This window comes from Caulobacter sp. FV1ye6ST (assembly GCF_058681225.1).
The window spans coordinates 5,155,545-5,178,174 of record NZ_CM178733.1; the positions used below are offsets into that span (position 1 = coordinate 5,155,545).

The 22,630-nt window shown below is 68.3% G+C and carries 26 protein-coding genes; 16 read left to right on the forward strand and 10 right to left on the reverse strand.

Features of this window, described 5'->3' with window-relative positions; genetic code table 11:
* Nucleotides 1–21: 21 nt before the first annotated feature.
* From infB to ACW175_RS24560, 5 genes are all read left to right on the forward strand, one after another.
* Nucleotides 22–3,132: a translation initiation factor IF-2 gene (gene infB, locus ACW175_RS24540; protein ID WP_492102505.1), complete on the forward strand. Its 3,111-nt coding sequence runs from the start codon at nucleotides 22–24 to the stop codon at nucleotides 3,130–3,132.
* A gap of 117 nt (nucleotides 3,133–3,249) precedes the next feature.
* Nucleotides 3,250–3,765 carry a DUF2939 domain-containing protein gene (locus ACW175_RS24545; RefSeq protein WP_492102506.1) on the forward strand — a complete coding sequence of 172 codons (516 nt, stop codon included), beginning with the start codon at nucleotides 3,250–3,252 and terminating at the stop codon, nucleotides 3,763–3,765.
* A complete protein-coding gene (locus ACW175_RS24550; RefSeq protein ID WP_492102507.1) occupies nucleotides 3,762–4,328 on the forward strand; it encodes a hypothetical protein in 567 nt (188 codons plus the stop codon). The genes ACW175_RS24545 and ACW175_RS24550 overlap by 4 nt, the downstream gene beginning before the upstream one ends.
* A 94-nt stretch (nucleotides 4,329–4,422) precedes the next feature.
* Nucleotides 4,423–4,779, forward strand: coding sequence for a YciI family protein (locus tag ACW175_RS24555; protein ID WP_492102508.1), 357 nt, complete (start codon nucleotides 4,423–4,425; stop codon nucleotides 4,777–4,779).
* A gap of 104 nt (nucleotides 4,780–4,883) precedes the next feature.
* Nucleotides 4,884–5,669, forward strand: coding sequence for a dienelactone hydrolase family protein (locus ACW175_RS24560; RefSeq protein WP_492102509.1), 786 nt, complete (start codon nucleotides 4,884–4,886; stop codon nucleotides 5,667–5,669).
* Between the two features lie 58 nt (nucleotides 5,670–5,727).
* Here ACW175_RS24560 and ACW175_RS24565 read toward each other — a convergent pair whose 3' ends face one another.
* Nucleotides 5,728–6,111 carry a DUF2237 family protein gene (locus tag ACW175_RS24565; protein ID WP_492102510.1) on the reverse strand — a complete coding sequence of 128 codons (384 nt, stop codon included), beginning with the start codon at nucleotides 6,109–6,111 and terminating at the stop codon, nucleotides 5,728–5,730.
* A gap of 117 nt (nucleotides 6,112–6,228) precedes the next feature.
* On the opposite strand from ACW175_RS24565, the gene ACW175_RS24570 reads away from it, so the two are divergent.
* On the forward strand, nucleotides 6,229–7,125 hold the full coding sequence (locus tag ACW175_RS24570; RefSeq protein ID WP_492102511.1) for an HpcH/HpaI aldolase/citrate lyase family protein: 897 nt from the start codon (nucleotides 6,229–6,231) through the stop codon (nucleotides 7,123–7,125).
* A gap of 10 nt (nucleotides 7,126–7,135) precedes the next feature.
* Nucleotides 7,136–8,173, forward strand: a complete 1,038-nt coding sequence (locus tag ACW175_RS24575) for a hypothetical protein (protein WP_492102512.1) — start codon at nucleotides 7,136–7,138, stop codon at nucleotides 8,171–8,173.
* On the opposite strand, the gene ACW175_RS24580 is transcribed toward ACW175_RS24575, so the two are convergent.
* Together ACW175_RS24580 and ACW175_RS24585 are read right to left on the reverse strand one after the other, a co-directional pair.
* Nucleotides 8,170–8,595 carry an HIT domain-containing protein gene (locus ACW175_RS24580; protein ID WP_492102513.1) on the reverse strand — a complete coding sequence of 142 codons (426 nt, stop codon included), beginning with the start codon at nucleotides 8,593–8,595 and terminating at the stop codon, nucleotides 8,170–8,172. The genes ACW175_RS24575 and ACW175_RS24580 overlap by 4 nt on opposite strands.
* Nucleotides 8,588–9,634, reverse strand: a complete 1,047-nt coding sequence (locus ACW175_RS24585) for a MaoC family dehydratase (protein ID WP_492102514.1) — start codon at nucleotides 9,632–9,634, stop codon at nucleotides 8,588–8,590. The genes ACW175_RS24580 and ACW175_RS24585 overlap by 8 nt, the downstream gene beginning before the upstream one ends.
* Nucleotides 9,635–9,768: 134 nt before the next feature.
* Here ACW175_RS24585 and mdh point away from each other — a divergent pair, with 134 nt between their 5' ends.
* On the forward strand, nucleotides 9,769–10,731 hold the full coding sequence (mdh, locus tag ACW175_RS24590) for a malate dehydrogenase (RefSeq protein WP_492102515.1): 963 nt from the start codon (nucleotides 9,769–9,771) through the stop codon (nucleotides 10,729–10,731).
* Nucleotides 10,732–10,825: 94 nt separating this feature from the next.
* Here the strand turns inward: mdh and ACW175_RS24595 are convergent, their stop codons facing one another.
* Entirely contained in the window at nucleotides 10,826–11,248 is a 423-nt protein-coding gene (locus tag ACW175_RS24595; RefSeq protein ID WP_492102516.1) for a CVNH domain-containing protein, read from the reverse strand.
* 90 nt (nucleotides 11,249–11,338) lie between these two features.
* A complete protein-coding gene (locus tag ACW175_RS24600) occupies nucleotides 11,339–11,770 on the reverse strand; it encodes a CBS domain-containing protein (RefSeq protein ID WP_492102517.1) in 432 nt (143 codons plus the stop codon).
* A gap of 120 nt (nucleotides 11,771–11,890) precedes the next feature.
* Between ACW175_RS24600 and ACW175_RS24605 the strand changes: the two genes are divergently transcribed.
* The 5 genes from ACW175_RS24605 to ACW175_RS24625 all read left to right on the forward strand — a co-directional run bounded on the left by ACW175_RS24605 (nucleotide 11,891) and on the right by ACW175_RS24625 (nucleotide 16,035).
* Complete coding sequence (locus ACW175_RS24605; RefSeq protein WP_492102518.1) at nucleotides 11,891–12,397, forward strand: DUF1993 domain-containing protein; 507 nt, start codon at nucleotides 11,891–11,893, stop codon at nucleotides 12,395–12,397.
* A 370-nt stretch (nucleotides 12,398–12,767) separates the two neighbouring features.
* Nucleotides 12,768–14,294, forward strand: a complete 1,527-nt coding sequence (ffh, locus tag ACW175_RS24610; protein WP_492102519.1) for a signal recognition particle protein — start codon at nucleotides 12,768–12,770, stop codon at nucleotides 14,292–14,294.
* 24 nt (nucleotides 14,295–14,318) lie between these two features.
* The gene (gene rpsP, locus ACW175_RS24615) at nucleotides 14,319–14,843 is read left to right on the forward strand and encodes a 30S ribosomal protein S16 (RefSeq protein WP_492102520.1); all 525 of its coding nucleotides are present in this window, start codon (nucleotides 14,319–14,321) and stop codon (nucleotides 14,841–14,843) included.
* Between the two features lie 53 nt (nucleotides 14,844–14,896).
* Nucleotides 14,897–15,469 carry a ribosome maturation factor RimM gene (gene rimM / locus ACW175_RS24620; RefSeq protein WP_492102521.1) on the forward strand — a complete coding sequence of 191 codons (573 nt, stop codon included), beginning with the start codon at nucleotides 14,897–14,899 and terminating at the stop codon, nucleotides 15,467–15,469.
* 23 nt (nucleotides 15,470–15,492) lie between these two features.
* Entirely contained in the window at nucleotides 15,493–16,035 is a 543-nt protein-coding gene (locus tag ACW175_RS24625) for an NUDIX hydrolase (protein ID WP_492102522.1), read from the forward strand.
* A 4-nt stretch (nucleotides 16,036–16,039) separates the two neighbouring features.
* On the opposite strand, the gene ACW175_RS24630 is transcribed toward ACW175_RS24625, so the two are convergent.
* Nucleotides 16,040–16,894 carry an acyl-CoA thioesterase gene (locus ACW175_RS24630; protein WP_492102523.1) on the reverse strand — a complete coding sequence of 285 codons (855 nt, stop codon included), beginning with the start codon at nucleotides 16,892–16,894 and terminating at the stop codon, nucleotides 16,040–16,042.
* An 81-nt stretch (nucleotides 16,895–16,975) separates the two neighbouring features.
* Here ACW175_RS24630 and ACW175_RS24635 point away from each other — a divergent pair, with 81 nt between their 5' ends.
* Nucleotides 16,976–17,896: a histone deacetylase family protein gene (locus ACW175_RS24635; protein WP_492102524.1), complete on the forward strand. Its 921-nt coding sequence runs from the start codon at nucleotides 16,976–16,978 to the stop codon at nucleotides 17,894–17,896.
* 72 nt (nucleotides 17,897–17,968) lie between these two features.
* On the opposite strand, the gene ACW175_RS24640 is transcribed toward ACW175_RS24635, so the two are convergent.
* The 3 genes from ACW175_RS24640 to ACW175_RS24650 all read right to left on the reverse strand — a co-directional run bounded on the left by ACW175_RS24640 (nucleotide 17,969) and on the right by ACW175_RS24650 (nucleotide 19,203).
* Entirely contained in the window at nucleotides 17,969–18,067 is a 99-nt protein-coding gene (locus tag ACW175_RS24640; RefSeq protein WP_492102525.1) for a hypothetical protein, read from the reverse strand.
* Nucleotides 18,068–18,286: 219 nt separating this feature from the next.
* Nucleotides 18,287–18,706 carry a PaaI family thioesterase gene (locus tag ACW175_RS24645; protein ID WP_492102526.1) on the reverse strand — a complete coding sequence of 140 codons (420 nt, stop codon included), beginning with the start codon at nucleotides 18,704–18,706 and terminating at the stop codon, nucleotides 18,287–18,289.
* Entirely contained in the window at nucleotides 18,703–19,203 is a 501-nt protein-coding gene (locus ACW175_RS24650) for a PaaI family thioesterase (RefSeq protein ID WP_492102527.1), read from the reverse strand. Before ACW175_RS24650 ends, ACW175_RS24645 begins: the two co-directional genes overlap by 4 nt.
* 25 nt (nucleotides 19,204–19,228) lie before the next feature.
* Between ACW175_RS24650 and ACW175_RS24655 the strand changes: the two genes are divergently transcribed.
* Nucleotides 19,229–20,257: a ligase-associated DNA damage response exonuclease gene (locus ACW175_RS24655; RefSeq protein ID WP_492102528.1), complete on the forward strand. Its 1,029-nt coding sequence runs from the start codon at nucleotides 19,229–19,231 to the stop codon at nucleotides 20,255–20,257.
* On the opposite strand, the gene ACW175_RS24660 is transcribed toward ACW175_RS24655, so the two are convergent.
* Entirely contained in the window at nucleotides 20,233–21,405 is a 1,173-nt protein-coding gene (locus tag ACW175_RS24660) for a citrate/2-methylcitrate synthase (protein WP_492102529.1), read from the reverse strand. The two genes, ACW175_RS24655 and ACW175_RS24660, sit on opposite strands and share 25 nt — an antisense overlap.
* Nucleotides 21,406–21,481: 76 nt before the next feature.
* Here ACW175_RS24660 and ACW175_RS24665 point away from each other — a divergent pair, with 76 nt between their 5' ends.
* Nucleotides 21,482–22,567 (forward strand): citrate synthase/methylcitrate synthase, encoded by a 1,086-nt coding sequence (locus tag ACW175_RS24665; protein ID WP_492102530.1) that lies wholly within the window; start codon nucleotides 21,482–21,484, stop codon nucleotides 22,565–22,567.
* Nucleotides 22,568–22,630 lie beyond the last annotated feature (63 nt).

Here is a 22,630-nt window from a genome sequence, read left to right on the forward strand (position 1 = left end):
GGCGGAAGTACAAGCGAGCGCATGAGCGACGAGAACGAAAACGGCCGACCCGGCGGACGAGCCCCCATCACCCTGAAGCCCCGCCAGGGCTCGGTGAGCGCCGGGGTCGTGAAGCAAAGCTTCAGCCACGGCCGGACCAAGACGGTGGTGGTCGAAACCAAGCGCACGCGTCCGCACGCGTCCGCGACGGGCAATCTCGCCGCGCCGTCTTCGGCTGAGCGTCGCCATGACGCGCCGCCGCCGCGCCCACAGCACTCGCAAGGCGGCGGCCACGCCCCGTCGGGCGGCGGTTCGGCCGGTGGTCTTTCGCAGGAAGAACTGCGCGCTCGCCAGCGCGTCGTCGACGCCGCGCGTGAAAACCAGGCTCGTCAGGCCGCCGACCAGGCCGCCGAGGCCGCGCGGGTTCGCGCCGCTCAGGAAGCCGCTCAGCGCGAAGCCGCCGCCAAGGCCGCGGCGGAACGCGCCGCCGCGGCGCCGGCTCCTGCTCCCGTTCAAGCGCCCGTCGCTCAGGCGCCTGTCACTCAAGCGCCGGCGCCCGCAGCGCCGGTGACGCCGCCGCCGCCGGCCGCGCCCGTCCAACGGCCCGCGGCCCAGGCTCCGGCCGCGCCGCGCGCCGAGGCTCCGCGTCAGGACGCGCCGCGTCATGAAGGTCCTCGCCACGAGGGCCCGCGTCACGAGGGGCCCCGCGCGGCGTCGCCCCCCGGCCAGACCCGCAGCTACGAGCCCAGCCGCGAGCGCCGCGACGATCGTCCGAGCACGACGACCTATCGTCCGGCCCCGCAAGGCGACCGTCCGTTCAACCAGCGCGCCCCGCGTCCCGACGCCGGCGCCAACTTCGGTCAGCGCGCGCCGCGTCCCGAGGGTGACCGTCCGCGCGGCCCGCGTCCCGAAGGCGATCGTCCGCTAGGTGATCGCGGCGGCTACCGTGGCGACCGCCCGCAGGGTGATCGTCCGCAAGGCGACCGTCCGCAGCAGACCGTCCGCTACTCGGCCCTGGCCCCGCGCCCGGCGCCCGGCGCCCGCACGGGTCCCGGCGGCCCGCCGCGCGGTCCGCGTCCGGGTGTGCCGGCTCAGGCTCCGGCGACGCCGGAAATCCAGCGCGCCATGCGTTCGGCCCCGCGCCCCGGTGGCGAAGTCAGCCGCCGACCGGACGAGGATGACGATCGCCGCAAGGCCGCGAACGCGCCCAACAAGGCCGTCTCGCGCGTCAAGGGCGCTCCGCAGCGCCGCGAAGGCCGCCTGACCATCCAGGCCGTGGCCGGTGATGGGGATTCCGCCGACCGCATGCGTTCGCTGGCTTCGGTTCGCCGGGCTCGTGAACGTGAAAAGGAAAAGCGTCGCGGTGGCGTCGCCGAACAGACCCGCGTCGCGCGTGAAGTCGTCATTCCCGACGTCATCACCGTGCAGGAGCTGTCCAACCGGATGGCCGTGCGCGGCGTCGAGATCATCAAGTTCCTGATGCGTCAGGGCGTGATGCTGAAGATCAACGACGTCATCGACAACGACACCGCCGAGCTGGTGGCGACCGAGTTCGGTCACACCGTGCGCCGCGTGTCGGAAGCCGACGTCGAAGAAGGCTTCATCGGCGCCGAGGACATCGACGATCACCTGGAAGCACGTCCCCCGGTCGTCACGATCATGGGTCACGTCGACCACGGCAAGACCAGCCTGCTCGACGCCCTGCGTTCAACAGACGTGGCCGCCGGCGAACATGGCGGCATCACCCAGCACATCGGCGCCTATCAGGTTCGCCTGAAGGACGGCCAGCGCGTGACGTTCCTCGATACGCCCGGCCACGCCGCCTTCTCGGCGATGCGCGCCCGCGGCGCCAACATCACCGACCTCGTCGTGCTGGTGGTGGCGGGTGACGACGGCGTGATGCCGCAGACGATCGAGGCGATCAAACACGCCAAGGCCGCCAACGTGCCGATCATCGTCGCCGTCAACAAGATGGACAAGCCGGGGTCGGATCCGACCCGCGTGGTCAACGAGCTGCTGCAGCACGAGATCGTCGTCGAAAGCCTGGGTGGCGACACCCAGATCATCGAGGTCTCGGCCAAGGCGCGCACGGGTCTCGACGACCTGCTCGACGCCATCCTGCTGCAGGCCGAAGTTCTGGACCTGAAGGCCAACCCCGACCGCACCGCCGACGGCGTTGTGATCGAGGCCAAGCTGGACAAGGGTCGCGGCGCGGTTTCGACCGTCCTGGTCAATCGCGGTACGCTGAAGCGTGGCGACATCGTCGTCGCCGGCGCCCAGTTCGGCCGGGTTCGCGCCCTGCTGAACGAGCGCAACGAGCAACTGACCGAAGCCGGTCCGGCCACCCCGGTCGAGATTCTCGGCCTGGACGGCGTCCCCTCGCCCGGCGAAGCCTTCGCCGTGGTCGAGAACGAAGCCCGCGCCCGCGAGCTGACCGAGTACCGCATCCGCCAGAAGCGCGAGAAGTCGATGGCCCCCGTGGGCGCCGGCGCCTCGATGGCCGACATGATGGCCAAGCTTCAGGACAAGAAGCTGAAAGAACTGCCGCTGGTCATCAAGGCCGACGTGCAGGGTTCGGCCGAAGCGATCATCGGTTCGCTGGACAAGATGTCGACCGACGAGGTCCGTGCGCGGATCATCCTGTCGGGCGCCGGCGCGATCAGCGAAAGCGACGTCATGCTGGCCAAGGGCGCCGGCGCGCCGGTCATCGGCTTCAACGTCCGCGCCTCGGCGCAGGCGCGCGCCCTGGCCGAACGCGAAGGTGTCGAGATCCGCTACTACGCGATCATCTACGACCTGCTGGACGACATCAAAGGCGTGCTTTCGGGCATGCTGGCCCCGATCCAGCGCGAAACCTTCCTCGGCAACGCCGAGGTCCTGCAGGCCTTCGACATCTCGAAGATCGGCAAGGTCGCCGGCTGTCGGGTCACCGAGGGCGTGGTCCGCAAGGGCGCCAAGGTCCGGATCATCCGCAACGACATCGTCGTTCTGGAACTGGGCACCCTGGCGACGCTCAAGCGCTTCAAGGACGAGGTCAACGAGGTCCCGTCCGGCCAGGAGTGCGGTATGCTGTTCGCGGGCTTCCAGGACATCAAGGTCGGCGACACCATCGAGTGCTTCACCGTCGAGGAGATCAAGCGCCAGCTCGACTAAGAGCCGCCTGCGAGATCGAAAATTCGAAGGGCGCGGATCGCAAGGTCCGCGCCCTTTGTCTTTTGGGCGCTTAAAGCCAGACTGGAAATCGCCCCAATCCGGCGCTACCCATTTCGCATGCGCATCAAGATCCTCCTCGCCCTGACCGCCGTTGCCGCTGGCTTGAGCGCCTGCGCGACCGTGAACCGTCTCGACGCGGGCGGCGACGTGCACGACCTGCTGGTCGCGATCCGCGACAACGACCGGGCGACCTTCGAGGCCCATGTCGATCGCCGGGCCCTGAAGGCCCAGATCGAGGCGCGGCTGATGGACGAGGCGCGTCAGCGCGGCGGGCAGAGCAGCGGCGTCATGGCCCTGGCCGCCCTGGCGGCGGGGCCGCTGGCCGATGCGGCCGGCGAGGCGCTGATCCGGCCCGAGACCTTCCACGCGGCCGCCAACTACTATGGCTACACCCCCGACCGGCCGATCCCGGGCCGGGTGGCGATCGCCGGCGCGCTGCGTCCTGTCGGCGACGGTCGCGTCTGCGCGGCCAAGAAGAACGGTCCCTGCCTGCTGACCTTCACCCAGGAAGGGGCGACCTGGCGCCTGACGAGCTTCGACGCTGAGGCCGCGAACCTGCATCTGAAGCGATGAGGTCAGCCGTCTGGGGGGGCGTCGCCCTAGCCTTGCTGTCGACCTCCGCCGCTTCCGCCGAAACGCGGCTGTTCTCGTATGATCCGATCTCGGCCGACGCCAAGCGGTTGACCGGCGCGGGGGTGACCATCCTGTTCAACCAGGGCTTCATGGGCGCCAGCCGGCCGATCAAGGTCCTCGCGACCGGCGTGCCGGCCGAGGCGCGGCTGAAGGGCGGCCGCGAGAAGGACCTCGATCCGGGCGGGCTCAAGGCCATGGAGGGCGTCGACGCCGACGCCTCCCTCTACGAGGTCGACGCCACGGCGGCCCAGGGCAAGATCTATGTTCGCGCCTTCTGCCCCGGTTCGACACGGCTTTGGCTGTCGTTCAGCACGATCGCGCTGCGCCGCGACCTGCGGATCCAGGCGTTCGGCAACGACCCGAAGGCGGAGGACAAGGCCAGGCTCTGCGGCACGCTGGATTTCTCGTATCGCGGCGAGTGGCGCCTGCCGCGCGGCCGCAACGGACCGGACCCGATGTCGGACTGGACCGACAATCCGCAGCATCCCGACACAACCAACTAGGCGATCGTTCAAGAATTTAGCCGCCGCATGTCGCAACAAGAGGGGCTGGCGCGTCTTTAGAGTGGGCCGGCGATTTCCCGGCGGGAGACGCGCGATGCGGTTCATGGTGTTGCTGAAGGTCGAAACCGACGTCGGGCCGGAATTGGGCCAGGCCATGCGGGACTATGACGCCGAGCTCGCCAGGGCCGGCGTGGCGGATAGGGCGCGGTTGTCGGCCCGAGGCGCGCGGTTGGAGGCCGACGCCTCGGCGGAAGGTCGAACCCTGGCGGGGTTTTGGGTCTTCGATGTCGCCTCCCGCGAGGACGCCGCCGCCTGGGTGCGCCGCTGTCCCGCGCCGGCTGACGGTTCGGCCGAGATCGAGATCCGCCTGCTGCTTGAGCCCGGCGATCTCTCCGAACGTCCCGAGCCGGGCAGGCCCCGGCCCGCCTGGAAGCGGGCCATGGCGTTCTGACCCCCGCCGGGGGGCCTTTTGCTTTGACGCATTTTCTGATGCCGAACCGGTATCCACTTCGTCGGAAAATACTCTAGCCTTCTCGAAACAAAGAGGGGGCGGACATGGCTGACGATGTGCTGGCGGGGTTCGAGCGCTTCGACTTCGACGACGGGCGCTGGACGCGCGAGGTCTACACGATCGGTTCCGGTCCGGCCGTGATCGTCATCCACGAGGTGCCAGGCCTGCATCCGGGCGTGCTGGCCTTCGCCCGCGACCTGGCCGCCTCGGGCCTGACCGCCTACTGCCCAAGCCTGTTCGGCAAGCCCGCCAAGCCGGTGACGCGCGGCTACGCGATTGGCGAGATTCTCAAGAATATCTGTGTGCGGCGCGAGTTCAGCGTCTGGAAGGATGGCCGCTCCAGCCCGATCGTCGACTGGCTGCGCGCCCTGGCCCGCAAGGCGCACGAAGATCGCGGCGGCAAGGGCGTCGGCGCGGTCGGCATGTGTTTCACCGGCGGATTCGCCCTGGCGATGATGACCGAGCCGTCCGTAGTGGCCCCGGTGCTGTCCCAGCCCTCGCTGCCGCTGAAGGACAAGGGCGGCCTGGATTGCTCGGCTTCCGAACTTGCCTGCGCCAAGAGGCGGTTCAAGGACGAGAACCTGTCGCTGATGGCCCTGCGCTTTTCCTCGGACAAACTGGTGCCCGACGCCCGCATCGCGCGCTTGAAGGCCGAGTTCGGCGACAAGGTCGAAGTCATCGAACTGGCCGACGAGGATGCGGCGCCGGGTGTGCCGATGGCTCCGCACTCGGTGCTCACCCTGCACCTGCACCGCTCGATCCCCGACTGTGGGACGATGAAGGCCCGGGACAAGGTGATCGCGTTTTTCAAGGAAAGGACGGGACCCTAGTCCCCCTCCCCCTGTTCAGAGCGGTTTGGCCTGGTCAAGCGGCGGAGACATCGGGCCCTCATGCCACCGCGTGATCCTTCAACACGCCCAGGGTCACCACCGCCAGCATCTCCTCGTGGGTGGCGTTCAGCACGACCTGAGGGGCCATGCCGGCGTCGAGGGCTTCCTTCCAGCGGCCGGCGCACAGGCACCAGCGGTCGCCGGCCTTGAGGCCCGGAAAGGCCAGTTCGGGACGCGGCGTGGAGAGGTCGTTGCCCTGGGCCTTGGAGAACGCCAGGAAGTCGTCGGTCATCACCACGCAGACGGTGTGCAGGCCCAGGTCGTGCGGGCCGGTTTCGCAGCAACCGTTGCGGTAGAAGCCGGTGACCGGGTCCAGCGAGCAAGGGGCGAGCTCGCCGCCCATGACGTTCTTGGCGCTGTTGTCGTACCGGGTCGTGCTCATGGGGCGATCCTAGCGCCGTGAGGGACGGCGCCAAGCCGCTTCCCGTAGTGGGGAGGCTTTTGCTGCGTCGCAGCGGTGCTAGGGTCGCGTCAAGGACAAGAGAGCCGGGGAGTTTCCGTGACAGATACCGCCATCCGCCCGCGCCGCAGCGCGCTCTACATGCCGGCCTCCAACGCCAAGGCCGTCGAGAAGGCCCGGACCCTGGACGCCGACGTGATCATTCTGGACCTGGAGGACGCGGTCGCGCCGGAGATGAAGCCGGCGGCGCGCGAGGCGGCCGTGGCGGCGGTTAAGGCCGGGGGCTTTGGCGCGCGCGAGGTGGTGATCCGGGTCAACGGCATCGACACCCCCTGGGGGGCCGAAGACCTGCGAGCCGCGGCCGAGGCCGGACCGGACGCGGTTCTGGTCCCCAAGGTCAATGACGCGGACGACGTGCGGCTATACGACCAGCATCTGAACGCGGCTCGACCGGCGACGCGGCTTTGGACCATGATCGAGACCGCCAAGGCCGCCTTTCACCTTTGGGACATCGCCGGCGCGGTCCATGGGACGCGGCTGTCGACCTGGGTCATGGGCGTCAACGACTTCGCCAAGGAGATGCGGGCCCGCCAGACGCCGGACCGCGCGCCGTTCCTGCCGCTGCTGACCCTGTCGGTGGCCGCGGCGCGGGCCCATGGCTTGACCATCCTGGACGGGGTGCACAACGACATCGAGGATCTCGCGGCGCTGGAATCGGTCTGCGTCCAGGGCGTCGACTTCGGCTTCGACGGCAAGACTCTGATCCATCCCAAGCACCTGGAAATCTGCAACCGGGTGTTCTCGCCCTCGCCGGATGACATCGCCTGGAGCCAGGCCGTGATCGCCGCCTTCAACGCGCCCGAAAATGCTGGCAAAGGAGCGTTGCGGGTCGACGGCAAGATGGCCGAACGCTTGCATCTGACGCAGGCGCAGCGTCTTGTCGCGGTAGCGGAGGCCATCGCGGGACGCGGGGCAGACGCCGAAATGGGGCGCTAGAAGGTTTCGAATGCGGGCTCGGGCTATCGTTCTTTCCGTCGTCTTGTTGGCCAGCCCCGCGTTGGCGCAACAGACCCCGGCGACGGCTCCGCCCGCGGGCTATGTGCCGACGTTCGGGACCCAGGCCGCGCCGGCGCCCGCGACCGCGCCGGCTTCCGATGCGCCGGTCAGCACGGCCGCTCCCCCGCAGCGGTCCGCGCCGGCCCTGGATTCCTCGCAGATCCCGCAGGCCCTCGATCCGATGGCCGACCTGATCTCGCAGAGCGGCCAGGCGGTCGACGAAGAGACCGCCGAGACCGCCGCCAACAAGCCGGCGACGAAGCACCGGGCCGCCATCCTGCCGATCCCGCCGCGGGAGCCCGAGGCGCCGGCCGGCGGCGAGCTGACCAGGGCCCAGGTCTACGAATTGCGGGTCAAGGGCTCGATCGCGGCCGCCCAGAACCTGCAAGGCCCGCTGGACGGCGGCTGGCGGATCGTCGCCAATGACGGCGGCCAGCTCTACGCCCTGCAGATCGTCGACAAGGCCGGCGGTTATGGCGAACTGGAAGGCGCCTGGCGTGATGTCCGCCGTCAGGGGGCCGTCGGCTCGACGGGGCTGATCGACGACCTGCGCCGCGACGGCGGCGACGTCGTCGTCCGCTTCAGCCCCCGGGGCGGCCAGTCCACGACCTTGACCCTGCGTCCGTCCGGCTATGAGCGATGGTCGGGCGAACTGGTCGAGAACGGCGCGACCCAGGCGGTCAGCGCCGAACACATTCTTCCTCAGGCCCCGCCCGGCTATGAGGGGCAGGGGCGCGGGCCCTATGTCTGGCCGCCGCGCGTAGTCGCCCGTGCGTCGCCGCCGGTCGCCGCCGCCCCGGCCTGCTCGACCCGGGGCAAGAAGGGCAAGGCGCTGAAAGCCGCCAAGGCCAAGTGCGCGGTCGCGGCCAGGAAGGGCGGCAAGGCTTCCGCTCTCAAGAAGGGCAAGGGCGGCAAGGCCAAGGCCACGACCGTGAAGAAGGGCAAGGCGACCGCGGCCAAGAAAGGCTCGGCCAAGAAGAAGCGCTAGGCTTTCAAGGCTTCCCGCGCCGCCGCGATCACCGCCGCCAGGGCCTCGGTCGCATAGGCGGCGGCCGGGCCCTGGCCCCAGACGGGACCTGGCCAGGCGGGATCGTCCTGGCGGCGACCCACGACGTGGACGTGCAGCTGGGCCGTGACATTGCCCAGCGCCCCGATGTTCAGCTTGTCGACCGAGAGGCCCAACGCCGCCCCGACCGCGCGGGCGGCGCTCCCCGCCAGGACCACCTCCTCCATCAGTTGGACGCGATCACCGGTCTCGAGTTCCTCGATCTCCCGCAGGCCGGGCCGGCGGGGAATAAGGACCAGCCATGGGTAGCGGACGTCGTCGTGCAGACGCACTTCGCACAGCGGCAGGTCGGCGACCGCGTGCGAAGTGGCGACGAAGGCGGGGTCGAGCTTGAAATCAGCCACGCTTGGGAACCGCCGCCCAGTAGTCGAAGTCGAGAATGACGGCGGGATTGTAGGTCCCCTCGCTGTCCTTGTCGGGGAAGTCGTCGCAGGGGCGGTCCTTGGTCGCCACCAGCCGCAGGCGCAGGGCGCCCACGTCGCCAAGATCGGCCTTGTCCAGCACCTCGCTCCAGGCGAACACCGTGCCGCCGGCGAAGAAGGGGGCCACGTGCCGGCCGCCATTGATCGCCAGGATCAGGCCGGCGTTCTGCAGCCCGTTGAACGACAGCGCCTTGGCGGTCGAGATCACCACCCCGCCATAGATCAGACGCTTGCCAGACGGATCCTTGGCTCGCTCGAACTGGTTGAAATGGACCTTGGCGGTGTTCTGCCACAGGCGGGTGGCCATCTGGTGCTCGGCCTCCTCGACCGCCATGCCGTCGACATGATCGATCTTCTCGCCGACCGCATAGTCCTCGAAGGCATGCGGCGCGCCGGCCAGGGCCCAGTCATAGGCCGAGAATTCCAGGCCCTCGGGCGGGGTCAGATCCGCGGGGGCGACCGCCGCCGACAGGGTCGGGACCGCCTGCTCGACGATCTCGGCGTCTGGATCGCGCTTTCGCACCATCACCCAGCGCACATAGCTCAGCACCGCCTCGCCGCGCTGGTTCGTGCCCGTGGTCCGCACATAGACCACGCCGGTCTTGCGGTTCGAATTCTCCTTCAGCCCGATCACGTCCGAGACGGCGCTGAGGGTGTCGCCCGGAAACACCGCGGCCAGGAAACGCCCCTCGGCATAGCCCAGATTGGCGACCGCGTTCAGGCTGATGTCCGGCACGGTCTTGCCGAACACCACATGGAAGGCGATCAGCGGATCGACGGGGGCGGACATAAGGCCGCAGGCTCGGGCGAACTCGTCCGACGAGAACAAAGAGAAGCGTGGGCCGTAAAGCGCCGTGTACAGCGCGACGTCGCCCGCCGTGACCGTCCGGGGCGTGGCGTGGACCAGCCTCTGGCCGAGCCTGAAGTCCTCGAAGAAATGGCCTAGATCGGTCTTGTTCATCCCCGGCGCTCCTTATCGTTGTTCAGCCATCTTTGCCGCGGTGCAGCGAAACCGGAAAGAGGGCTTGAGGCCGAGCCGCGACGGGTCTAGACCGCGCCCGACATTCCACTGTCCACAGCCTTGATGGAGACCCCATGGCTCGCGCGAAGATCGCCCTTATCGGCGCCGGCATGATCGGCGGCACCCTGGCCCACATCGCCGCTCGCGAAGAGCTGGGCGACGTGATCCTGTTCGACATCGCCGAAGGCACCCCGCAGGGCAAGGCGCTGGATATCGCCGAAGCCTCGGCCGTGTTCGGCAAGGACGTGACCCTGAAGGGCGCCAACGCCTACGAGGACATCGCCGGCGCCGACGTCTGCATCGTAACCGCCGGCGTGCCGCGCAAGCCGGGCATGAGCCGCGACGACCTGCTGGGCATCAACCTGAAGGTCATGAAGGCCGTCGGCGAAGGCATCAAGGCCCACGCCCCGAACGCCTTCGTCATCTGCATCACCAACCCGCTCGACGCGATGGTCTGGGCCCTGCAGCAGTTCTCGGGCCTGCCGAAGGAAAAGGTCATCGGCATGGCCGGCGTCCTGGACTCGGCCCGCTTCGCCTACTTCCTGGCCGAAGCCACCGGCGTGTCGGTCGAAGACATCCACGCCTGGACCCTGGGCGGTCACGGCGACGACATGGTGCCGATGGTCCGTCACTCGACGGTCGCCGGCCTGCCGCTGCCGGAACTGGTCAAGCAAGGCTGGCTGACGCAAGAAAAGCTCGACTCGATCGTCGAGCGCACCCGCAAGGGCGGCGGCGAGATCGTCGCCTTGCTGAAGACTGGCTCGGCCTTCTACGCCCCGGCGGAATCGGCGATCGCCATGGCGACGTCGTACCTGAAGGACAAGAAGCGCGTCCTGCCGTGCGCCACCTTCCTGACCGGCCAGTACGGCCTGAAGGACCTGTATGTCGGCGTGCCGGTCGTCATCGGCGCCGGCGGCGCCGAGAAGATCGTCGAGTTCGAAACCAACGACGCCGAAAAGGCGATGTTCGCCGCTTCGGTCGCCTCGGTGCAGGGACTGATGGAGGCCTGCAAGGCCATCGACAGCTCGCTGGTCTAAGCGAACCTCGATCCTGAATGACAAAGGGCGGCTCCTCGCGGGGCCGCCCTTTTTCTTTTCTTGTCGCAAGCTTCGTGAACCGACCGGGGCGGTCTCAGTAGGTGAGATTGCCGTTGTTGTTGCCGATATTGTTCAGCGGCAGGCTGGTGGCGTTGCTGCCGCCGCTGGCGTTGCGGCACAGGGCGGTCAGGGTCGCTCCGCTCGCGCTGGTGGTGATATCGATGCTGCCGCAGCTCTTCTGGAAGGTGCTGGGACCGCTGCCCAGGACCAGCTTGCCGCCCTGGTTGGAGATCCCCGTCAGGACCAGACGGCTGCCGTTGGCCGAACCGTCGGCCTTGAGGCACATGGCGGTGATGGTCGCGCTGCTGGCGGCGTCATAGGCGAACGCGATGTTCGAGCAGCTGTTCTGGAAGCCGCTGGCGGCGGAAGCCGGCGCCGCCGCCGTCAGGACCACGGTTGAGCCGAGGCCGGCGATGACGGTCGCGGCTATACCGGCCAGGTTTGAAAGCTTGGACATGGATACCTCCCTTTTGGTTCGCGCTCGGATGGCGCGAACCTAGAGGTATCACAACTAATCATTGTTTTCAAAACCGACAAACCCACGGTTTCAGTGGGCGGCGTCACCGGGTTCCTGGGAGATCTCCTCCAGGGTCTTGCCGACCTGCTTGGCGCCGTAGTCCTTGGCCACGTCGCCCAGCGACAGGATGCCGGTCAGGGCGCCGGCGTCGTTCAGCACCACCAGGCGGCGGACCTGATTGTTGGCCATCTTGGCGGTGGCGTCGGCCAGGATGTCATCCTCCTTGACGCTCAGCACATCGCCATCCGACATCACTTCAGAGATCGCGCTGTCGAAGCTGCGGCCTTCGGCGACGACGCGCAGGACGATGTCACGGTCGGTGACCACGCCCACTACCTTGCCATCGTCGACCACGGGGACGACTCCGCTCTCGACCTTGGCCATGGTCTGAGCCACCTCGCGAATAGTGTCGCTGGGACGGGCGACCGAGACCTGGGTGGTCATGGCGTCGCTGACTTTCATGGGGAAACCTCGTGGGTTGGAATTGCGAGGCTGTAAAACCCTTAGCTTGGTCCAACCGTTCCGCTTTCGGTTGTCACCGGGCGGGCCTATCTAGACGCTTCTGTCTTCCCGGAGCTTCCCATGTCTATCTCGATCCATCAGGCCAGCGTGCCCGTGTTCATCCAGGGCCTGAAGGGTCTGAAGGGCGTGCTGACCAAGGCCGCCGATCTGGTCGAGGCGAAGAAGTGGGATCCGGACGCCCTGCTGAAGGCGCGGCTCTATCCGGACATGTTCCCGCTGATCCGCCAGGTGCAGATCGCCACCGACTTCGCCAAGGGCGGCGCCGCGCGCCTGGCCGCCGTCGAGGTTCCGGCCTGGGACGACGTCGAGACCAGCTTCGAAGGGCTGATCGCCCGCGTCGACCGCGCCATCGCCTATGTGGAGGGCCTGGACCCGGCCGCGTTCGAAGGCGGCCATGACCGTGACGTCCAGCTGGTTCGCCGCGGCGAGACCTACACCTTCAAGGGGCTGGACTATCTGCAGGGCCAGGCGATGCCGAACTTCTTCTTCCACATCACCACCGCTTACGCGATCCTGCGCCACAACGGTGTCGAGGTCGGCAAGCGCGACTTCCTGGGCACGGCCTGATCTTTACCCCGGCGAAGGCCGGGGCCCGGATCATGAGGCTGAGCGGCGCCGAACCGGATGGTCGCTCAACCGGGATCTGGCTCCCGGTCTTCGCCGGGATGACCGGAAAAAAGTCCGGTCACTTTGACTCCTCGCCCTTTTCTGTGCATAAGCCCCGGCTTCCGGCGCTTTCTCAGCAGCGCCTCCACCGTCACGACCCCGGCCTGTTAGCGCAGGATCCATCCGGACGAGGACGGCGAGGACCCCCATCGACGTGATCGTCCATGGGGGCTGATCGCGTTTGGCCTCCGCCCGTTCGCGAACGGGCGGCGTCTTTGGGAGCCGAGCCTGACGTCCGTCATGCTTGGGTTGGTTTTGGTGTGGGTTCGACATGTTCGACGGCCTTACAGAGCGACTTTCCGACGTCTTCGAACGTCTTGGCGGTCGCGGCGTGCTGTCCGAGAAGGACATCGACGAGGCGCTGCGCGAGGTTCGCGTCGCCCTGCTCGAGGCCGACGTCGCCCTGCCGGTCGTCAAGGACTTCATCAGCAAGGCCAAGGAACTGGCCGCCGGCGAAGCGGTCATCCGCTCGGTCAAGCCGGCCGACCAGGTGGTCAAGATCGTCTATGACGGCCTGGTCGACATGCTGGGCGGGGAAGTTCCGACGGGCCTGAACCTGGCGCTTAACCCGCCGTCGGTGATCCTGATGGCCGGCCTGCAAGGCTCGGGCAAGACCACCACCACCGGCAAGCTGGCCCTGCGTCTGTCCAAGACCGAGCGCAAGAAGGTGCTGGTCGCCTCGCTCGACACCCGTCGTCCCGCCGCCATGGAGCAGCTGGCGACCCTGGCCAAGCAGGTCGAGGTCGAGAGCCTGCCGATCGTCCCCGGCCAGAGCGCCCAGGACATCGCCAAGCGCGCGATGAGCGCCGCCAAGCTGGGCGGCTACGACGTCCTGATCCTCGACACCGCCGGCCGCACCACGCTGGACGAGGCGATGATGAGCGAGGCGGCGGACATCGCCCGCATCGCCCAGCCGTCCGAGACCATCCTGGTCGCCGACAGCCTGACCGGCCAGGACGCCGTGCGCACCGCCAAGGCGTTCCACGAGCGCCTGCCGCTGACCGGCCTGATCCTGACCCGCGCCGATGGCGACGGCCGTGGCGGCGCGGCGCTGTCGATGCGCCACGTCACCGGTCTGCCGATCAAGTTCCTCGGCGCCGGCGAAAAGCTCGATGCGCTGGACGTGTTCGACGCCCGCCGCGTCGCCGGCCGGATCCTGGGTCAAGGCGATGTCGTGGCCCTGGTGGAGAAGGCCGCGGCCGACCTCGACCAGGCCGAAGCCGAGCGCATGGCCAAGAAGCTGGCCAAGGGCAAGTTCGACCTCGACGACCTGGCCGCGCAGCTGCGGCAGATGCAGAAGCTGGGCGGCATGGAAGGCATCATGGGCCTCCTGCCGGGCGTCCAGAAGGTCAAGAAGCAGATCTCCGAGAGCGGGATCGACGACAGCATCTTCCGTCGCCAGCAGGCGATCATCGGCTCGATGACCAAGGAAGAACGCAAGAAGCCCGACCTCCTGGCCGCCTCGCGCAAGCGTCGCATCGCGGCCGGCTCGGGCGTCGACGTCGCCGAGGTCAACCGCCTGCTCAAGCAGCACCGCCAGATGGCCGACATGTTCAAGGCCATGTCCAAGGACGGCGGCAAGGGCATGGCCCGCATGGCCCAGATGATGGGCGGCGGCGACATGGCGCGCATGAAGAACATGGGCGGCGGCAAGCTTGCCGCCCCCGATCCCAACGCAGCGGGGGGCCAAGGCCTCTCGGGGCTGCCCGGTCTGCCGGGCCTCGGGGGCGGCGGCGACGCCAAGCCCAACCCTCTCTCCGGCCTGGGCCTGCCCGGCTTCAACCCGTTCAAGAAATAGAACTTTAGACCAAGGACTACCGAAATGCTGAAGATCCGTCTCGCCCGTGGCGGCGCCAAGAAGCGTCCGTACTACTCGATCGTCATCGCCGACAGCCACTCGCCGCGCGATGGCCGCTTCATCGAGAAGGTCGGCACCTACAACCCGCTCCTCAAGAAGGACGACGCCAACCGCGTCACCCTGAAGGTTGAGTCGATCCAGGAATGGCTCAAGAAGGGCGCTCAGCCGACCGACCGCGTCGCGCGCTTCCTGGCCGCCCAAGGCCTGACCACCTGGGCCCACGGCAACAACCCGCAAAAGGGCGCTCCAGGCAAGAAGGCCCAAGAGCGTTCGGCCGAGCGTGCTCAGCGCGACGAAGACCGCAAGCAAGCCGAGATCGACGCCAAGGCCGCCGCCGAAGCCGAGAAGGCCGCCGCCGCCGAAGCCGCCGCCGCCGCTGCCGCTGAAGCCGCCGCCGCTCCGGCCGTCGAAGAAGCTCCGGCTGAAGAAGCCGCTGCCGAAGAAGCTCCGGCCGCCGAAGCTCCGGCCGAAGAAGCCTCGGAAGGCTAAGGGTTCTAGCGCCGTCGTCTCTTTCGAGGCGACGGCGCGACTCTGTCTGAGCGATGACCGTCTCTCCCAAAGATCCGTTGATCCTGGTCGGCCGCGTGGCCGGAGGTTTCGGCGTGCGCGGCGAGGTGCGGATTTCGACCTATACCGAAGATCCGCTGAGCATCGCGGCCTTCAAGGCGCTCAAGCGGCAGGACGGCTCGCCCGCCCTGACCATCGCCTCGGCCCGCAAGACCAAGGACGGCGTCGTCTGCCGCTGTTCAGGGGTCGAGACCAAGGAAGCCGCGGACGCCCTGCGTGGCCTTCGTCTCTACGTCCCGCGCTCGGCCCTGCCGCAGCCCGACGAGGACGAGTTCTACCTGACCGACCTGGTGGGCCTGTCGGTCCGCCATATCCAGACCGACGTCCTGCTGGGCCGCGTGAAGAGCGTCCAGAACTTCGGCGCCGGCGATATTCTCGAGATCACCCCCGACCTTGGCGGCCCCACCTGGTACCTGCCGTTCACGCGGGCGGCTGTACCCGAGGTCAAGATCTCCGAAGGTCTGATCCTGGCCGATCCCCCCGCTCTGGTCGGCGAGCCGGAAGGCCCGGATTCAGCTGAAGACGAAGAACTGGGCGACCGCGACTGATCTTTCGCCAGGAGGCCTTAGCGATGTCGGACGGTAAATGGCGGGTCACCGCCTCGCGTGTCGTTCACGAGGACCGCTGGATCCACCTTCGCGCCGACGATTGCGTGACCGACGAGGGCGCGATGGTCGCGCCGTTCTATATCCTCAACTATCCCGATTGGGTGCACGTCGTGGCCTTCGACGCCGACGACAATGTGCTGTTGATCCGCCAGTACCGCCACGGCCTGGGCGACATTTCCATCGAGCTTCCGGCAGGCGCCATGGATGCCGACGATGTCGATCCGCTGGTGGCCGGAGCGCGTGAACTCCTGGAAGAGACCGGCCATGCCGGGAAGCTGTCGCTGTACGGAACGCTGTCGCCCAACCCGTCCAGCCATGCCAACCGCATGCACACGGTGATCGCGCGTGACGTCGTCCGGGTGGCCGCGCCGCTCGACGACCCGACCGAACGGATCGAGAGCTTCTGGGTGTCGCGCGCCGAGGCGCTGCGCCTGGCGCTCAGCGGCGAGATGGTCGCCGCGATCCAGGTCGCCTCGCTGCTGCAGGTGCTGATGGCGGAAGTCTGAAGGCTTACTTCCGCACCCGCATCAGGCATTCCTGGGCCACCGAGGCCAGCAGCTTGCCGTCCTGGCTGAACATCTGACCGCGCACCAGGCCGCGCCCCTGTGAAGCGTTGGGGCTGTCCTGGGCGAACAGGGTCCAGCCGTTGAAGTCGAACGGGCGGTGGAACCACATGGCGTGGTCCAGGCTGGCGGCCTGCAGGCCGGGCGTCGTCCAGATCAGGCCGTGCGGGCGCAGGGCGCTTTCCATGAACGCCATGTCCGAGGCGTAGGCCAGGGCGGCCTGCTGCATCTTCACGTCGTCGCCCAGCGGGGCCTTGGCCCGCATCCAGACGTTCTTGGTGCCGGACTTCTTGACCGGCGCGACCGGGTTCTGCTGGTCGACCCAGCGGATGTCGACTGGACGCGGCTTGCCGACCATGGCCAGCATCTTGGGATGGATCTGGTCGCCGAGGCTCCTCAGGAACTCGACCTCGGTGGGCAGGCTCTCGGGATCGGGCGCGTCGGGCATGTCCGACTGGTGCTCGAAACCGTCCTCCGGCGTCTGGAACGAGGCCGCCAGGTTGAAGATCTGCTCGCCATGCTGGATGGCGGCGACGCGGCGGGTGGTGAAGGTGCCGCCGTCGCGGGCCCGCTCGACCTCGTAGAGCACCGGGGCGTTCACATCGCCAGGACGGATGAAATAGGCGTGCAGCGAGTGGCAGACCCGGTCCGGCACGGTCTTGTAGGCGGCCAGCAGGGCCTGGGCGATCACCAGGCCGCCAAAGATGCGCGGGAAGCCGTCGTTCGGGCTGACGCCGCGAAACAGGTTCACCTCGATCGGTTCGAGGTCCAGGATGTCGGCGAGGTTCTCGGTGGTCTGCATGGCGCCCTGCGATAAGCCTCGTTTTGCTGCACTGCAAGACATCACCTTGCGTCAGGCCGTCGCGGTCACCATCGTGAGGCGATGCGCCCAGTCCCGCCCGTGATCCATCACCCCGCCTTCCGCGCCGAGATGCCAGCGGGGCATCGCTTCCCGATGGACAAGTTCTCGCGCCTGGCCAGCGTGCTGGAGGCCGAGGGCGTTCCGGGTCTTGACGGCTTCGTGAAGCCCGAGTTCGTCGACGTCGAGACCCTGCTGCTGGCCCATACGGAAGACTATGTCCGGGGCGTGATCGAGCTGTCCCTGCCGGTCGACGTGGTCCGGCGGATCGGCATGCCCAATACCGACAGCGTCGCGACCCGGGCCAGGGCGGCGACCGGCGGCACTCTGCTGGCCGCGCGACTGGCGCTGGCGCGGGGTATCGCCTGCAATACGGCGGGCGGCAGCCATCACGCCTCGGCCGAAAGCGGCGCGGGGTTCTGCGTCTTCAACGACGTGGCGGTGGCCGCCCGGCGGTTGCTGGCCGAAGGCGCGATCGGCAAGGCCCTGGTCGTCGACCTCGACGTCCACCAGGGCGATGGCACGGCGCGGATCTTCGAGGACGATCCCAGCGTCTTCACGCTGTCGATGCATGCCGAGAAGAACTTTCCGCACCGCAAGGCCATGAGCGATCTCGACGTCGAGCTGGCCGATGGGACCGGCGACGCGGCCTATCTTGAAAAGCTGGGGGAGATCCTGCCGGCGCTGCTGGGCAGCGTCCGGCCGGACATCGTCTTCTTCAATGCGGGAGTCGATCCGCACGCGGACGACAAGCTGGGCCGCCTGTCGCTGACCGACGAGGGTCTGGGGCGACGAGAGGCCTATGTCCTGGGCGCTTGTCTTTCTCTCGAGATCCCCGTGGTCGGGGTCATCGGCGGCGGCTACGACGCGGATATCGATCGTCTGGCGGCTCGCCACGCCATCCTGCATCGGACGGCGAAATCTCTTTATTCTTCAGGCTCTTAGTCGTTCGTTCTGTCGCCATCTCCGTCGAGGCGGCCCTTGCGGGCGGCCCGACGGAGGCTACGCGGCGATCACTTAGAAGCTCGTGACGAGCGAACCGGCGATGATGACGAGCGGCAGAACCGCGAGAACGAGCGAGGCGAAGCCGGCGACGGCGTTGGTCTTCATGGTCATGGTCTTGATCCCTGTTTTTCTGTTGTCCGGCGCCCGTTGGCGTCCGGTGATCAGGGATATAGGCGCGGACCCTCGTTAATGCACGTTACTCATGCTTCATGACGCCGATTTAAGAAACTTTGTCGCACCTAACCGGCATTACAGAGGATTAATGTGGTCGTAGAATTTAGTTTCCTGGGAAACATTTTCCTTTGAGACCATCGTTCCGGCTCCTGACGATTAATCATCGCTGGGCGCGACCAGGAAGAGTCCCCGCATCGTCGCGATGGGCGCGGACCGGGTCTCCTGCCAGGCCTCGACATGGACGTTGGCGATGCGGCGTCCCAGCTTCTTGATGCTGGCGCGGGCATAGGTGGTCAGCGGGCGACCCGAGCGCAGATATTCGATCGAGACATCGATCGTGCGCGGTTGGCGCTTCATCGGCGCGGCCACCGACAGCTGGGCCAGGGCCGTCATCTCCATGAAGGCGCCCAGCACCCCGCCGTGGATGGCCGGCAGCATCGGGTTGCCGACGATGTGTTGGGCGAACGGCAGGATGGCGGTCATCTCGTCGCCGGCCAGCTCGGCCTTGATCCCCAGGAAGCGGGCATAGGGAATGGAATCCAGCATCGAGACCAGACGCGTGTCGACATCGCTCATTGGCCGGCGCTCCCGGTCTTGGCCCGCGTCTCGCGCGGCGGTTTTAAGTTGGCGCCGGGCTTCTTGCCGGCGCTGCTGTCCAGCATGAAGGTCGCCTGGCCGGTGGCCACGGGATCCTCGGGATCGCGGTCGTAGGCCACTGCGCGAACGAAGGCGACCGAACGGGTCAGCTTGTAGCAGTGGGCGCGGGCCATGACGTCCAGGCCCGGCTCGGCGGCGCGCATGTAGTCGATCCGAAGATCCAGCGTGGCGATCGAGGTGAAGGTCTCCATGGCCGCGTGCACCGCCTGGCCGCTGGCGTGGTCCAGCAGGGTGGTGACCACCCCGCCGGCGATGACTCCCGTTTCTGGATCGCCGACGATCTCGGGACGATAGGGGACCTTCAGTATGGCGACAGAGTCGCCGATCTCCAGGGTGGTGAAGCCCAGCGCCTTGGCTTGCGGGCTGCCCTCGTTCATCGCCGCGGCGATGAGTTTTGTCTGCTCGTGATCGCTCATGCGGATAGGATTAGCGCTTCCCACGTTGTCATATCCAGACGTGATCAAGCCCGAAGACCTTCTCTGTCCCCGGCCGGACGGCCTCTACTGCCCGCCGGGAGACTTCTATATCGACCCCGTCCGCCCCGTGGACCGGGCCGTGATCACCCATGGCCACGCCGACCACGCGCGCGCCGGGCACGGTACGGTGGCCGCCACGCCCGAGACTCTGGCGATCATGGCCACCCGCTACGGCGAGGATTTCACCGGGCGTCGCCAGGCGGTTCCGTACGGTGAAACCATCACCCACAACGGCGTCGAGGTGACCCTGGTCCCGGCCGGCCACGTGCTGGGTTCGGCCCAGGCGATGGTGCGCTGGAAGGGCCTGACCATGGTGGTGTCCGGCGATTACAAACGCCGCCGCGACCCGACCTGCGCCCGCTTCGAGCCCGTGCCGTGCGACGTGTTCATCACCGAGGCGACCTTCGGCCTGCCGGTGTTTCGCCACCCCGACGACGCCGGCGAGATCAGGAGCCTCCTGGCCTCGGTCGAGCAGTTTCCCGAGCGCTGCCACATCGTCGGGGCCTACGCCCTGGGCAAGGCCCAGCGGGTGATCAAGCTGCTGCGCGAGGCGGGGTGGGACAAAACGATCTTCGTCCATGGGGCGCTGGAGCGGCTGAACGCCCTGTACGAGGCGCAAGGCGTCGAGCTCGGTCCGCTTGCGCCCGCCACCAGCTCTGGTGCGAAGGACGCCTTCGCTGGCCAGATCATCATCGCCCCGCCCAGCGCCGTGGCCGACCGCTGGTCGCGGCGTTTTCCGGATCCTGTCGACTGCTTCGCCTCGGGCTGGATGAGGGTGCGGGCCCGGGCGCGCCAGCGGGGCGTGGAACTGCCGCTGATCCTGTCCGACCACGCCGACTGGGACGAGCTGACGGCGACCTTAAGCGAGCTTCGGCCCGGCGAGGTCTGGATCACCCACGGGCGCGAGGAAGCGCTGGAGCGCTGGTGCGAGCTGGAAGGCTTGTCCGCCCGAGCCCTGCGACTTGTCGGCTACGACGAGGAAGAGGGCGAATAGCCCTCCGGCGCCACGCCGACATAGCGCGCCCTTGGTCTGATCAGCCGTCCGGTCTGCAGTTGCTCGATCGCATGCGCCGCCCAGCCGGCGCCGCGGGCGGTCGCGAACAGGATGAACGGTGCGTCCGGCGGCAGCTTGAGGATCCGAGCCAGGGTCACGAGGGCGAAGTCGATATTTGGCCTGAGACCTGTCGCGGTTTCGGTCGCCTCGCGCAGGTCGGCCAGAAGCGGCGGGGGCTCGAAGGCGGCCAGCAGCGCAGCCGCGCGAGGATCGCCGTCGGGATAGAGCGGATGGTCGAAGCCAGGCATGGATGCGCCGCGCGCCAGCCTGGCCGAGACGGCATGCGTCGCGTCCCGCCGCTCGGCCTCCTCGACAAAGGCCTCGACTCGCGCGGCCATGCCGCCGTGCAGCGGTCCCGAAAGCGCCGAAAGTCCCGCCAGGCAGGCCGCCGACAGCGAGGCGCCGGTCGAGGCCGCCACCCGCGCGGCGAAGGTCGAGGCGTTCAGTTCGTGATCGGCCAGCAGCACCAGGGTTCGGCGGACGAGATCGGCGCCGGTGGCGTCCAGTCCCCAGGCGGCGGCGAAGCGGGCATGGGCGGGACCTTCACCAGTCAGACCGGTCGCGGCGTCGACCACGGCTTCCAGAAGGTCGGCGGCTTCCATGGCGAGCGCGAGTGGCGCTCGACCGCGAGCGGGCGGTTCGTGACCGGCGCGGGCGGCCAGGGTCAGGAACATCCTGCCCCGGGCGCTGTCGGCGAAGGGCGGCTCGGGCCGGCGGGAGGATTTCAGGGCCGCGCCGTGACCGCCGCGCAGCAGCCGGCCGACGTTTTCGAGTGTCAGGCCTTGCGCGGCCAAAAGGGCGGCGTCCTGTCCACGATACCAGAGCCGGCCGCCGGCCACGGTGGTGATCGCCGAGGGCAGCACCGGCTCGCCCCAGGCGATGGCCTCGGCGGCGACGTCGGCGGCGCGGCGACCGCGCGCCTTCTTCTGGGCCAGGGCGGCGACATCCGAGGCGCGATAGAGGCTGCGGCGGGGATCGTGCGGATGGGCGGCGGCCTCGATCCGGCCCCGACTGACATAGGCGTAGAGCGTCTGCGGCCGGATCCCCAGCCGCTCCAGAACCTGATCCGCGTCGAGCCAATCCGCCATATATATTGATTATATTGATCAAGATTGACGATCAAGTGCCGTCGCCGTCTTTTCGTATCGAAAGAGGAGATCGCATATGTCCGATGGTCTTGAGGGCGTCATCGCCGCCCGCACCGTTCTGTCCGATGTCGACGGGGCCAAGGGTCGCCTGGTGATCCGGGGCTATGCCGTCGAGGATCTGTCGGGTCGCACCCGCTACGAAGAGGCCGCCCACCTGCTGTTCGACGGCTTCTTCGAAGATGCGCCCAGTGATCTGGCGCCCGCCCTGGGCGAGGCCCGGGTCCGCGCCTTCGCCGAGGTCGCGGCTCTGGACGAGGGCTTGGCTCGCCGCGATCCGGTCGAGGCCATGCGCGCCCTGTTGGCCCGCCTGCCCGACGGCGACGACCTGCCGACCGCCCTTCTGCTGATCGCCGCCCCGGCGGTCTTCACCCCCGCCGTGCTGCGCGTCGCCAAGGGTGAAAGCCCGGTCGCGCCGGATCCGGCCCTGTCGCACGCCGCCGACATCCTGCGCATGACGCGCGGGACGCCCGCCACCGACGCCGAGGCCGCGGCCCTGGACGCCTATCTGGTCACGGTCTGCGACCACGGCCTCAACGCGTCGACCTTCGCCGCGCGGGTGGTGGCCTCGACCCGCGCCGGCCTGACCTCCGCGGTGCTGGCCGGGCTGTCGGCCCTGAAGGGCCCGCTGCACGGCGGTGCGCCGGGACCGGTGATCGAGATGCTGGACGAGATCGGCACGCCCGAGAATGCTCGACCCTGGCTGGAGAAGGCCCTGGCGCGCGGCGACCGGCTGATGGGATTCGGCCACCGCATCTATCGTGTCCGCGACCCCCGTGCCGACGCCCTGAAGACGGCCGTGCGGAAGCTGTCGGCGGCCTCGCCGAGCCTGCCTGGCCGTGTCGCCTTCGCCGAGGCCGTCGAACAGGCCGCGCTGGCGATCCTGCGTGAACACAAGCCCGACCGGCCGCTGGACACCAATGTCGAGTTCTACACGGCGCTGTTGCTGGAGGCCCTGGGCCTGCCGCCGTCCAGCTTCACCTGTGTCTTCGCCATGGGACGCGTCTCCGGCTGGCTGGCTCACGCTCGTGAACAGCTGGCGGGCGGACGGCTGATCCGGCCGCAGTCGATCTATGTCGGACCTGAGGTGCGGGCGGCGGCTTAGGGCGTCGCGCGCTCGCGAGTCGTTCGCGCTGGGGCAGGCGAGACCGCCTTGCTAAGCTGTGGC

Coding starts and splice junctions, on each gene's coding strand:
- infB (WP_492102505.1), top strand. CDS start 22: ATGAGCGACGAGAACGAAAACGGCCGACCCGGCGGACGAGCCCCCATC.
- ACW175_RS24545 (WP_492102506.1), top strand. CDS start 3,250: ATGCGCATCAAGATCCTCCTCGCCCTGACCGCCGTTGCCGCTGGCTTG.
- ACW175_RS24550 (WP_492102507.1), top strand. CDS start 3,762: ATGAGGTCAGCCGTCTGGGGGGGCGTCGCCCTAGCCTTGCTGTCGACC.
- ACW175_RS24555 (WP_492102508.1), top strand. CDS start 4,423: ATGCGGTTCATGGTGTTGCTGAAGGTCGAAACCGACGTCGGGCCGGAA.
- ACW175_RS24560 (WP_492102509.1), top strand. CDS start 4,884: ATGGCTGACGATGTGCTGGCGGGGTTCGAGCGCTTCGACTTCGACGAC.
- ACW175_RS24565 (WP_492102510.1), bottom strand. CDS start 6,111: ATGAGCACGACCCGGTACGACAACAGCGCCAAGAACGTCATGGGCGGC.
- ACW175_RS24575 (WP_492102512.1), top strand. CDS start 7,136: ATGCGGGCTCGGGCTATCGTTCTTTCCGTCGTCTTGTTGGCCAGCCCC.
- ACW175_RS24585 (WP_492102514.1), bottom strand. CDS start 9,634: ATGAACAAGACCGATCTAGGCCATTTCTTCGAGGACTTCAGGCTCGGC.
- mdh (WP_492102515.1), top strand. CDS start 9,769: ATGGCTCGCGCGAAGATCGCCCTTATCGGCGCCGGCATGATCGGCGGC.
- ACW175_RS24595 (WP_492102516.1), bottom strand. CDS start 11,248: ATGTCCAAGCTTTCAAACCTGGCCGGTATAGCCGCGACCGTCATCGCC.
- ACW175_RS24600 (WP_492102517.1), bottom strand. CDS start 11,770: ATGAAAGTCAGCGACGCCATGACCACCCAGGTCTCGGTCGCCCGTCCC.
- ACW175_RS24605 (WP_492102518.1), top strand. CDS start 11,891: ATGTCTATCTCGATCCATCAGGCCAGCGTGCCCGTGTTCATCCAGGGC.
- ffh (WP_492102519.1), top strand. CDS start 12,768: ATGTTCGACGGCCTTACAGAGCGACTTTCCGACGTCTTCGAACGTCTT.
- rpsP (WP_492102520.1), top strand. CDS start 14,319: ATGCTGAAGATCCGTCTCGCCCGTGGCGGCGCCAAGAAGCGTCCGTAC.
- rimM (WP_492102521.1), top strand. CDS start 14,897: ATGACCGTCTCTCCCAAAGATCCGTTGATCCTGGTCGGCCGCGTGGCC.
- ACW175_RS24625 (WP_492102522.1), top strand. CDS start 15,493: ATGTCGGACGGTAAATGGCGGGTCACCGCCTCGCGTGTCGTTCACGAG.
- ACW175_RS24630 (WP_492102523.1), bottom strand. CDS start 16,894: ATGCAGACCACCGAGAACCTCGCCGACATCCTGGACCTCGAACCGATC.
- ACW175_RS24635 (WP_492102524.1), top strand. CDS start 16,976: ATGCGCCCAGTCCCGCCCGTGATCCATCACCCCGCCTTCCGCGCCGAG.
- ACW175_RS24640 (WP_492102525.1), bottom strand. CDS start 18,067: ATGACCATGAAGACCAACGCCGTCGCCGGCTTCGCCTCGCTCGTTCTC.
- ACW175_RS24645 (WP_492102526.1), bottom strand. CDS start 18,706: ATGAGCGATGTCGACACGCGTCTGGTCTCGATGCTGGATTCCATTCCC.
- ACW175_RS24650 (WP_492102527.1), bottom strand. CDS start 19,203: ATGAGCGATCACGAGCAGACAAAACTCATCGCCGCGGCGATGAACGAG.
- ACW175_RS24660 (WP_492102529.1), bottom strand. CDS start 21,405: ATGGCGGATTGGCTCGACGCGGATCAGGTTCTGGAGCGGCTGGGGATC.
- ACW175_RS24665 (WP_492102530.1), top strand. CDS start 21,482: ATGTCCGATGGTCTTGAGGGCGTCATCGCCGCCCGCACCGTTCTGTCC.